Genomic DNA, 11,165 nt, shown 5'->3' with positions numbered 1-11,165 from the left:
TCCCTTTCTTTTGCATAACATACTAAGTATGTTTCCTACATCAGCTCGTATTTTTCCATAGATTACTTTTCTACGAAACTTTGGGGCAAATACAATATGGTATTTACATTCCCACTTTGTATGTGCTAAACTATTCATATCCATTATTGGATCCCTCCTATGTTATTGATAGTATGGTTGGCGAACCATTTCTATTATAACATAGGAGTTTTTTCTTGAAGCTGAAGCTTATGCGGGTCACACCGGCATAGCCGGTGGTTTATTTTTATTGCTATACAATTAAGCCAGAGTCCACTTCAAGCAAACTCTGGCTTTCTCATTCATCATTTATTCGCACTTTCGACTTCCACAATCGCATCCTTCTTCATAGGAATTCTGCAGTTCTTGTTTCCACCAAACTCCACGATAACAACATTATCATCCGGAATGTCGATAACCACTCCATAGAATCCCGCTGTTGTCAATACACTATCTCCAACGGCGAGTGATGTAACCATCGCTTCTCTTTGCTTCTCCTGTTTCTTCTGTGGTCTTATTAATAGGAAGTAACCTCCTATCAAGATGATTGCCCACAATACGATAACAGCTATGTTTTGTCCTGCTGGCATTGTTTTCCTCCTTAATTATTATTTGATCTCATAGATTCAATCTTGTTTTTCTTATATTCAGCGAAGCGTCCCTCAGAGATTGCCTCGCGAATCTCCTTCATCATTGTATTATAAAAATACAAATTATGCAATACCAATAATCTAAGTCCGAGCATTTCTTTGGCTTTCAATAGATGACGGATATATGCTCTTGTGTGTCGCCTACAAGTTGGGCAACCACACCCCTCTTCGATTGGTCTGTCGTCAAGCTCATATTTTTTATTAGAAAGATTCATCTTGCCATGATTGGTATACGCATGTCCATGTCTACCGTTACGCGCCGGATATACACAATCAAAAAAATCAACTCCGCGCTCTACAGCTTCCAGAATATTTTCCGGAGTTCCGACCCCCATGAGGTAGACCGGCTTTTCCGCAGGCAGATGCGGTACCACATGTTCGATAGTTTCATACATCTCCTCGTGAGTCTCACCCACCGCAAGTCCCCCGATGGCATATCCATCAAGGTCCATCTCCGCAATGCGCTTGGCATGCTCGATTCTGATATCGGAAAATGTTCCGCCCTGATTAATTCCAAACAACATTTGCTCCTTATTAAGAGTGCCCTCCATCTGGTTTAACTTGTCCATATGAACCTTACACCTCTCAAGCCATCGAGTTGTTCGGTTGACAGAATCCTCCATATACTGCCTCGAAGAATCATGGGGAGCGCACTCATCAAATGCCATGGCAATAGTTGACGCCAGATTTGACTGAATCTGCATGCTCTCTTCCGGTCCCATGAAAATTTTCCTGCCATCTATGTGGGAGCTAAAGTACACGCCCTCTTCCTTAATCTTTCTGAGTCCCGCCAGGGAAAAAACCTGAAATCCACCTGAATCGGTGAGAATAGGCTTATCCCAATTCATAAACTTTCTCACGCCTCCAAGCTTCTTCACAATCTCATCGCCAGGTCGCACGTGAAGATGATAGGTATTCGACAACTCCACTTGTGTCCCTATCTGTTCCAAGTCTTCGCTGGACACAGCTCCTTTTATAGCAGCCAGAGTTCCCACATTCATGAAAACAGGTGTCTCGATATCTCCATGAGGTGTCTCCAACACTCCGCGTTTCGCGCTTCCTTCTCTTGCTAGTATCTTGAACATTGATTTCTCCTCTTATTCCTCGGTCTCATCGGCCTTCCTGCTTCCTGCTCGAGCCGCATCCGCTATGCCGCCCTCGGCCAACTCCTTGGCACCATCCCTAGCGCCCTTGGAAACTCGCATCGCCAATCTCATATATACCCAAAAAATTATAGGCAGGAGTATCGATGCTCCTATACTCATCTTGAAAAGCCCCGGGCTCTGAGGCGATGTAGTCAGCGCCGCAACAAAAGTCACAACATACAAAAGCAGCAATATAACTATACCCGCCACTGCCATCACACGTACGCTTTTTGGATATGAACTCTTCTTATCAGCTTGTTTTTCCATCTCTTATCTCTCTTTCAATATTTCTAACTCCAAAAGCCGTTGGCTTTTAAGTACTCTATGGATTGCTCTTGGCCGACCGGATCTGTAACCTCTATCAGCACAGAGGCTTCCTTCGCATATCTATCCATCAATCCAAAAACATCACTCCATATTAATTTACCACGTCCCACCGGCAAGTGCAAGTCTTTCTTTCCATCGCAGTCATTTATATGGATATGCTTTATATATGAAGAAAGTCGCTCAAACCAAACTTCCAATGGAGTTCCGGTCACTGTTCCATGGGCCACATCCAAGCACACCCCATAGTTTTTATATCTACACAACTTCTCACTTATTTTTTCCAAGATAAATGGTCCGCCATCGAACATATTCTCAAGAAAAATATTCGTCTCGGAATATTTTTCCAATAACTCCTCATAGACTTCCGCCGTGCGCTCTATAACGCCGCGATTGTAGGCCTCGCCGTCAAGCAAAGGGTTGCAGTTGACGTGAAAAACCACGCCGGATACTCCCAATCGCTCTGCGATTTCCATGGATTGGTTTACGCGAAACTTGGCCACTTCCCTTATTCTCTCATCGTCGCTAAATACCATGATGTCGAAAAATGCTCCGTGCATAGTGGACTCCGGCGGAATATTTTCATTATTATAGGTCGTTATCAACTTATCTATCCGATTCTCATCATCCAGCAAATTCGGCATGTAAAAATCATTGATTTCATATGCCACCCCGTTTTCTTCCCTTATTTTCCTGAGCTTATCGAAGTTTTTCTCCAAAGAAACTACTGAAAACTTCCTCAAAACACCACCACCTTTGTAACTCCTGTCACACTTTGTTCCTCTTTCATTATAAAGGCAATACGAAAATATTTCAATCTGTTTCTGTATTAACAATTTTATAACACAATTTCATGATAGTCTTGACAAAGAAACCAAAACGTGAGAAAATAATTCTTACACGATTAATATGAAAACTCACCCCGCGAGTATTTTTCAAAGGGTGCATATCAGATGAGAAAAGAGGAAAAAAGATGTTTACACAAAACAAACGATCAAGACTTTCTTTGATGCTCGCTACAGCGATGGTTGTATCAGTTTTTTCTGGAAACTATGCTGGCACATCAAAGGCACAGACTACTTCAACCACTGCTTTGGCCAAAGTGGCAGAGGCAACAGCGACTCCCGCTGCAGAGACAGCAAGTGCTGAACCTTCAGCTAGCACCACTCCATCAGCGACTCCATCAGCAACTGCGAAGCCAAAAGCATCAGCAACACCGGTTCCGGCACCAAAATTTTCAACATTTATGGTAAATAAGACCAAGGCTCTCGAGAAGAAGAAGTCTTTCCAAGTTGTTGTAAAGGGTGTCAAGTACGCAAAGGGCGTCAAAGGTGTTCTTTTTAGAATTTACAATAGCAAGGGCAAGAAGGTTTACTCAAAAAATGGAACTGCTAAGAACGCAAGCAAGACAAAGTTCACAGCAGATATTAAGTTCAAGAAGCTTAACTACAAGTTCGACACATATACCGTTAAGGCCTATGTTGTTCCTACAACCGGCAAGAAGCGTCAGCTTCCGGATGTGGCAATCGCTGATATGAAAGTGATCAATGGTTCTCTCAAGATCAAGAGAAACAACAATGCCACTACTACCTTCAAACTGACCAATGCCTACATCCCCGGCAATATCAAGTCAGCTGAATTTAAGATTTACCAGCTCGGTAACAAGAAGAAAAAGGTAGGTACATATACCGTTACCAAGACTGCCGGAAAATCAAGCATCTCTGTAAAAGCTTCTAATGTAGATGTAGGACGTTATTCCGTTAAGGCTTACGGATATTCTACATGGGGTAAGAAGGTGCTTCTCGCCGAGGATAATTATCGAATCAACAAAAAGCACATGGGCAAAAATGGCTGGGTATATGAAAAGTACGCAGGCAAGAAGTACAAGTTCTACTATATTAATAATGTAAAGCAGACCGATCTCACCAAGATTCTTAAACTCAAGAAGAGCGGTCCGAGCCATACCAATAACTTCTATATAGAAGTAAACCGTGCTGCATGTACAGTTACTATCTTTATGAAGAATAAAGATACAGGAAAGTATGATATCCCGGTTAAGACATGTACAGTTTGTGTAGGACGTGACACATCGACTGTTGCCGGAACAGGTTCACTTCACGAGCACTCATCATATACACCTATCGGAACATACTCAATCTGCAGCAATGGAATTAGCGTCAAGTACTCTCTCAAGGAGATGCACGAGCCAGATGGAAGCGTTTGCTATGCTAGATGGGCCTCACACATTGTTGGAAATGTTTACTTCCACTCAATCGCTGTAGGCGCACCAAGTCACAACTCTCTTCCATCATATAGATTCAACTTGCTTGGATCACCTGCATCAGCAGGCTGTATCAGAATGGCCGTTGCCGACGCAAAGTGGATTTATGACTATGCCTCTACAGGTTCAACAGTCAAGATCAAAGTAGGTTCTTCCAAGAAACCTGGCCCACTTGGCAAACTTGCAATGCCTAAGTCCAATGGTGTAAACTATGACCCAACCGATCCTGCAATCTCAGATTCACAGAAGAAGAAGGACTATGCCGCAAAACGCATCTCAGGATACATGAAGAAAAACGGCAAGAAGGTCGGATACTAATTCGCAAATAATCAAATATATATAATTTAAATATTCCGTAACCCTCGATGGTTACGGAATATTTTTTTGTCTTATTGTTATCAATTCGCAAAACGTCAAATATCTTTCTTCTTAAATCATTGTAAGATTCCAACAATTTTTGTATTATTAAAGAAAATAACCAAAAGGAGGGAGCACGATGTTTACTAATAAGTCAAAAAAAATAATCTCATTAGTACTCGGAACTGCTGTAATCGCAACTGGAACTATGGTCCAGGCAGATGCAGCATCAAGTGCCAAAAAAGCAAAGCTTGCCAAAAAGACAATTAAACTTGTAGAAGGCAAGAATGCAAAAATCAAGATCAAGAATAAGCTCAAAAAAGCAACTTACAAGTTTGCATCTTCCAAAAAAAGTATTGCAACAGTAAGTAAATCTGGGGTTGTAAAAGCAAAGAAGGCCGGATCTGCCGTAATCACAGTCACAGAAAAAAACAAGAAAAAATCAAGAAAGCTAGGTAAAGTAAAAGTGTTAGTTACAGCCAAAAAACGCAAGACAGAAAAAAAGGTTGATGCAAATGCTGCCACAACAAATCCCGCAAAAGTTGAGACAATTGCACCAACAGCAGCTGCCACTGTAGCACCTACGGTTGCTCCAACAGAGGCTCCTACTGCGACACCTACTGTCGCACCTACTGAGGCACCATGGGAACTCGAGGATTTTGAATTTGTATGTCCAAAGCAGTACAATGCCGATCTCTCTGATGACGAGGACTACTACCCTGAGGTTCAGAAAATCCAGTACCCATCAAAGACTGTTGGAAAAGACAGAAATGTATGTATTCTTCTTCCTAAGAATTATACAACAGACAAAAAGTATCCTGTACTCTACCTTCTCCACGGAATCAGCGGAGACGAGGATGAGTGGAAGCAGGGATCTGTTAGTTATATCATCCAGAACCTAGTGGACAAGGGACTTACAAAAGAAATGATAGTTGTAATGCCTAACTCTAGAGCAAGAATGAATGATCAGGGAACAGGCGATATGGACGAGGCTCACTTTGCAGCTCATGACAATTTCATCAATGACCTCAGAGATGACCTCATGCCATTTATCAACTCACACTATTCTACTCTCACTGACCGAAACAATACTGCAATCGCAGGATTGTCAATGGGCGGACGTGAGTCACTTAATATCGGTTTGAAGATGCCTGAGACCTTTGGATATATCGGCGCATTCGAGCCGGCTCCCGGTGTAGTCGGAGACGGAGCACTCTTCAGTGAGAAGGACTTCAAAGTTGCCGATTGGTATAAGGACAGAACATTTTTGATGATTATCAAGGGAACCAATGACAACGTTGTAGGCGACTCACCACTCACTTACCACAACGCATTGGTGGCAAATGGAACTCCACACTTCTACTTCGAGACAGGTGGATTTAACATCAATGGAACAGACGGCGGTGGAGCTCACGGTTGGCAGGTATGGCGCTCAAGTTTGTACGTATTTGCGCAGCATATCTTCAATCACTAAAACAACTTATTCGTCTTTTAGACATAGTATAGCATAAAATAATCCGAGATGGACAAACGATATGCAAGTCCTGTCTCGGATTATTTTTCTTAATTATATATAATTCTAGGTTGCAAATACTGAAACGAGCATGTATAAGATGCTGTCGACTTTTTGTTAAACCTGTGAATCTTCACATAATATACGCCCTTTTTCTTTACCCTAAAGTTTACCACTCCATTATCCCACCACTCCTTAGGGTTCTTCAAAATTTTCCCTGGATCTATATACTTTGTGCGAAGCTTTTTGGAGCTGCCTTTTTTGTACAAACTCACCTCGTATTTACCAGTTGAAGCACCATGTATTTCTACCTGAATTCTTCCGTTTGCAATTATATCTTTGGTAAACTTATACCAATGATTCATTCCATTAGTCTTGGTAAATATTCCTCTTCTGTAAAAATCTGCAACGCCGTTTCCATCTATTTCATAATCATAATCAAATAACTCCGGTGCATTTTTCTTCTTATTTGATATTTTCACAGGTGCCAAGGCGGATAAATTATTATCGCTCAGATTTATTTCATATATCGATCCTTTTTTTGCCTTTATTTTTAATCTATAATTTCCACTGTCAAGATTGGTCTGAAACTCTCTTTCATAACAGCCTGTGGTTATCCATTTTTTGTCACTTATAATGTTTCCGTTAATCAACTTTCGAGTAGAAGAATAGTTTTTCCACTTATTTCCTGTCTTTTTTTGTATAACAAAACTCAACTTGGCGTTTCCTATATTTTTATAATCTATTATTGAAACCCCTAGGTTAGTTCTGTATTTTAATGAAAAGTTAACATACTGGTTCTTGCCGGTGGCAACTTTAAACACTTCCCTATTAGGCGTGTCGACATTTGCTGACTTTTTATATATATCCTGAATATGAATGTATTTTACAGCATTACCTGTTTTCATTTTACTCGGTAATTGAAGAAATACCCTGTCCCCTGCTTTAACATATGGATAATAATTTATGAGCTTATTATTGGCATCATATAATTTAATCTTTTCATCACTGTAAAAGACTAATATTCCTTCTCTCTTAGCATTAATATCAACTCTTTTTCCTGCCATCTCTTCATTAAACCAATAGCATCCATCGTTCTCTGTATCTGTCACATCTATTGTTGTAAGCGATACATCTATTTTCGTAGGATTAACATAAGATTTCGCTTCTGATGTGCCACTTTCAACAGATGGTTTCGACTTATCTTTAGCCGGATCATCAAACAAGAGCGTATCATAAGCTTCATCAAGATATAATTTTTTCTCTCTTACATTCAGAACATTTCCTTCTCTTTTAACATCCTTTGATAAATATTTCTCAGCATTTTCAATACCTATAAGCATGCATAATCTGCAAACATCATCTGTTCCCATATTAGAAGTATTTATATCAAACACAGTATTAGGAAACCATCCTTCAGTAACTTCACCTAATACATGCTTTACTGTTCCCGGAATTGTAATATTTTTAATCTTATTACATGACTCATAGCATTCATCTCCGACATTGTTTACAAAAGCATTCGCGCATATAGTCTCACATTTGCTATAAAGTTTGAAGCTATCCTTATACCGAGAAATATGTATTAATTTCTTTCCATCTTTAGAATAAATATCTCCGTAATGTGAACTATATTTTTTATCCTTTTTACATACCACATAATTTTTCGTAAAAAACAGAGAAAATGATATAGAACGCGTACTTTTGATAGGAGTGGTGAATATTACTTTATCTGCTACCGTATCACTTATCTCATCCTCGTCACTGCCATATGAACAAGCATATGAGGGTGTTGTTATTTCTTTAAGATTTTTGCATTTACCAAATGCCATATATCCAATATAATAAACGCTTTTAGGAATTGTAATTTTCTTTATTGCGGTATTTCTAAAAGCAAAATCGCCAATTTTGAATAGAGTATTCGGCAATTTCACGCTTTTAAGCTTTTTACAATTCTCAAAACAATTACTGGAAATAGATGTCACGCCTTTTTTTATAATTACTTTTTTGATATTTTTTGTGGATTTCTTCTTTCCAAAATTAATATAATTAGGCATTGCCGATTTACCTGTAATCGTCAAAACTCCATTTTTGACCTTATAATTGATCTTTCTTTCCTTCGCCATCACAGTTGATGAACACAAAACAGCGAAGGCTGCAAGTAATAACATTGTCAGTAATATTTTTTTCATTTTCTTTTCCTCCAAACTACTTTAATTCACATTTATTTTCTTTATTATATCAAACTCTAGCCTGCAAATACTGAAATGAGCATACGTATGATGCTGTCGACTTTTTGTTAAACCTATGAATCTTCACATAGTATACGCCCTTTTTCTTTACCCTAAAGTTTACCACTCCATTATCCCACGACTTCTTAGGGTTCTTCAAAATTTTCCCTGGATTTATATACTTTGTGCGAAGCTTTTTGGAGCTGCCTTTTTTGTACAAACTCACCTCGTATTTACCGGTTGAAGCACCATTTACTTCTACTCGAATTCTTCCGCTTGCTTTTATATCTTTGGTAAATTTGTACCAGTGGGTCTTGGCATTGGTTTGAGTAAAATGTCCCTTCCTGTAAAAATCACTAACACCATCCTCATCTATACCAGCCTCACGTTCGAATAATTCCGGCGCTTTTTTGCGATTGCTAACCATCTTTACAGGTGCTTTTCCTGAGTTTTCAATCCTATTGCCGAAAACCGTATATATGGCGCCCTTTTTCGCTTTGATCTTTAATCTGTACTTTCCCTTTTCCAGATTAGTCAGAAAATGCCTTGCAAAGCTTCCTGTAGAAAGACCACTATATTGCATCCAATCCTTTCCTGTTACCATTTTTCTTTGAGTAGTTCGGTCTTTCCATTTCTTTCCTACCTTTTTTTGTATTACAAAACTTATATTTGCAAGCCCTGCATTCTTATAATCGGTTATTCTGACATCATAATCTCTTGTTTTCTTCATCGAAAAATCAAAGTATTGGTAACCACCATTGCCTACTTGATAAATCTCATCCACATCCTCTGTATCCAGAGACTTCCAATTAAGATTCACTACGTATGCATATTTCACACTATACTTTTTCGTCATTGTCTCCGGCAACTGGAGATAAAATTTTTCCCCAGCTTTTACAATCGGATACAGCGATACCAGCTTTGACTTCTCATTATACAACTTAATATTTCCATTAGTTATTAAGATAAATAGTCCGTCTTCTTTGACATTAAAGGTGATTCTCTTTCCTGCCATTTCCTTTGAAAACTTATAATATTCCCTGTTTTCTGTGCGAGTTACATCTACTTCCGTAGGGTTAGAGAAGGGATCAACTTCTGCGCTTCCTGTCTCCACTGTGACTGGATTGTCATATTTCTGCGGTTCTGTAAAATATATATCATCGTAATCATCATCAATATAAAGCTTCTTTTCCCTAACATGCAGAACATTTCCTTCTCTCTTCACATCCTTTGATAAGTACTTCTCAGTATTACGTAGTCTTATAAACATACACAATCTGCATATATCATCCGTTCCCATTCCGGATGTATCCACATCAAAAACAGTATTAGGGAAAAATGCATCATGACACTCATATAGTACGTGTTTTACAGTTGAAGGAATAGTGATTTTCTTAATCTTATCGCAGGTAACATAACAATCGTCACCGAGAGCATGATTAAACGCATAAGTATAAATAGTCTCACATTTATTATATATCTTGAAATCTATCTTATGTCTCGATACAAATTCCAGCTTTTTACCGTCCTTGGAGTAAATATCTCCATTGTGCGAGCTATAATTTTTATCATTCTTATCGACTACATAATCGATTGTATTAAATTGCGTACATGCCAAGTTGTAATCGCATTTGATAGGGGTATTAAATATCAATTTTTTTAGCACATTATTATTTATGCTGAATTCATCTGAACCTAATAAACTAAAATCTCCGGGAGCCGTCACTTCCTCGAGATTCTTGCAATTATTAAACGAAAAAATTCCGATATACTTGACACTCTTTGGTATTGTAATTCTCTTTAAAGCTGTTCCTTCAAACGCATTATAACCTATTTTATATATTGTCTTTGCCAGTTTAACGCTTTTAAGCTTTTTGCAGTTTTTAAAGGCATCATCTGAAACTGAAGTCACACCCTTTTTTATAATCAACTTCTTAATATTCTTAGTTGATTTCTTTTTTCCAAAATCAACATGATCTGGCATCCCTGACTTTCCAGTAATTATCATAGTCCCATTTTTGACCTTATAATTAATCTTTCTTTCCTTCGCCATCACCGTTGATGAACACAAAACAGCGAAGGATGCTAACATTAGTATTGTCATTAAATATTTTTTCATTGTTTCGTCCTCCTGATGTAGAGCATATTTTCTTCTATCCGCTCCACTTATATTATTATATAAAACAATTATGTCAGTTTATTGATGAAAATATATCAGAAAAATGGCATATAGCTGGATATACAAAAAAAAGAAGCAATTAAATTGCTTCTTTCTTAAATGCATTTCTTAACAAGGGTTGTACCTTCAAAACTACATACTGAATCTCTTTTAACGAGACCTCATAACCAAGCATTCTCTAATGCTTATAAGGTCAAGCCTTCGACCTATTAGTATCCGTCAGCTACATACATTACTGCACTTCCACCTCGGACCTATCTACCTCGTCGTCTTCAAGGGGTCTTATTGACTTATAGTCAGGGATATCTTATCTTGAGGGGGGCTTCACGCTTAGATGCCTTCAGCGTTTATCCCGTCCCGACTTGGCTACCCGGCGATGCATTTGGTAATACAACCGGTACACCAGAGGTCAGTCCACCCCGGTCCTCTCGTACTAAGGGCAGCTCCTCTCAAATATCCTACGCCCG

9 protein-coding genes and 1 rRNA gene are annotated in these 11,165 nt (G+C 38.9%); 2 read left to right on the top strand and 8 right to left on the bottom strand.

The window, feature by feature from the left end:
- The 5 genes from L877_RS12545 to L877_RS0106995 all read right to left on the bottom strand — a co-directional run.
- On the bottom strand, positions 1-144 hold a 144-nt coding region (locus L877_RS12545; protein ID WP_034784994.1), incomplete at its 3' end, for a transposase.
- A gap of 179 nt (positions 145-323) precedes the next feature.
- Positions 324-608 (bottom strand): preprotein translocase subunit YajC, encoded by a 285-nt coding sequence (yajC, locus tag L877_RS0107010; protein WP_026835466.1) that lies wholly within the window; start codon positions 606-608, stop codon positions 324-326.
- A gap of 11 nt (positions 609-619) precedes the next feature.
- Positions 620-1,753, bottom strand: a complete 1,134-nt coding sequence (tgt, locus tag L877_RS0107005; protein WP_026835465.1) for a tRNA guanosine(34) transglycosylase Tgt — start codon at positions 1,751-1,753, stop codon at positions 620-622.
- Positions 1,754-1,765: 12 nt separating this feature from the next.
- Positions 1,766-2,080 carry a hypothetical protein gene (locus L877_RS13500; RefSeq protein ID WP_051437733.1) on the bottom strand — a complete coding sequence of 105 codons (315 nt, stop codon included), beginning with the start codon at positions 2,078-2,080 and terminating at the stop codon, positions 1,766-1,768.
- 23 nt (positions 2,081-2,103) lie between these two features.
- Entirely contained in the window at positions 2,104-2,880 is a 777-nt protein-coding gene (locus L877_RS0106995; protein WP_026835464.1) for a sugar phosphate isomerase/epimerase family protein, read from the bottom strand.
- A 230-nt stretch (positions 2,881-3,110) separates the two neighbouring features.
- Here L877_RS0106995 and L877_RS0106990 point away from each other — a divergent pair, with 230 nt between their 5' ends.
- On the top strand, positions 3,111-4,736 hold the full coding sequence (locus L877_RS0106990) for a L,D-transpeptidase family protein (protein ID WP_026835463.1): 1,626 nt from the start codon (positions 3,111-3,113) through the stop codon (positions 4,734-4,736).
- Between the two features lie 178 nt (positions 4,737-4,914).
- On the top strand, positions 4,915-6,249 hold the full coding sequence (locus tag L877_RS13900; protein WP_084554814.1) for an alpha/beta hydrolase-fold protein: 1,335 nt from the start codon (positions 4,915-4,917) through the stop codon (positions 6,247-6,249).
- An 89-nt stretch (positions 6,250-6,338) separates the two neighbouring features.
- Here L877_RS13900 and L877_RS13495 read toward each other — a convergent pair whose 3' ends face one another.
- The 3 genes from L877_RS13495 to L877_RS0106970 form a co-directional block, all read right to left on the bottom strand.
- Entirely contained in the window at positions 6,339-8,480 is a 2,142-nt protein-coding gene (locus L877_RS13495; RefSeq protein WP_026835462.1) for a leucine-rich repeat domain-containing protein, read from the bottom strand.
- Positions 8,481-8,529: 49 nt separating this feature from the next.
- Positions 8,530-10,638: a leucine-rich repeat domain-containing protein gene (locus L877_RS0106975; protein WP_026835461.1), complete on the bottom strand. Its 2,109-nt coding sequence runs from the start codon at positions 10,636-10,638 to the stop codon at positions 8,530-8,532.
- Positions 10,639-10,887: 249 nt separating this feature from the next.
- Positions 10,888-11,165 (bottom strand): 23S ribosomal RNA (locus L877_RS0106970); the annotation flags it as partial.

Origin of the sequence: Eubacterium xylanophilum ATCC 35991 (assembly GCF_000518685.1) — a bacterium.
GTDB lineage: Bacteria > Bacillota > Clostridia > Lachnospirales > Lachnospiraceae > Eubacterium_F > Eubacterium_F xylanophilum.
The sequence above is the reverse complement of the archived record's forward strand: the minus strand, read 5'-3'. Positions and strand labels throughout refer to the sequence as shown.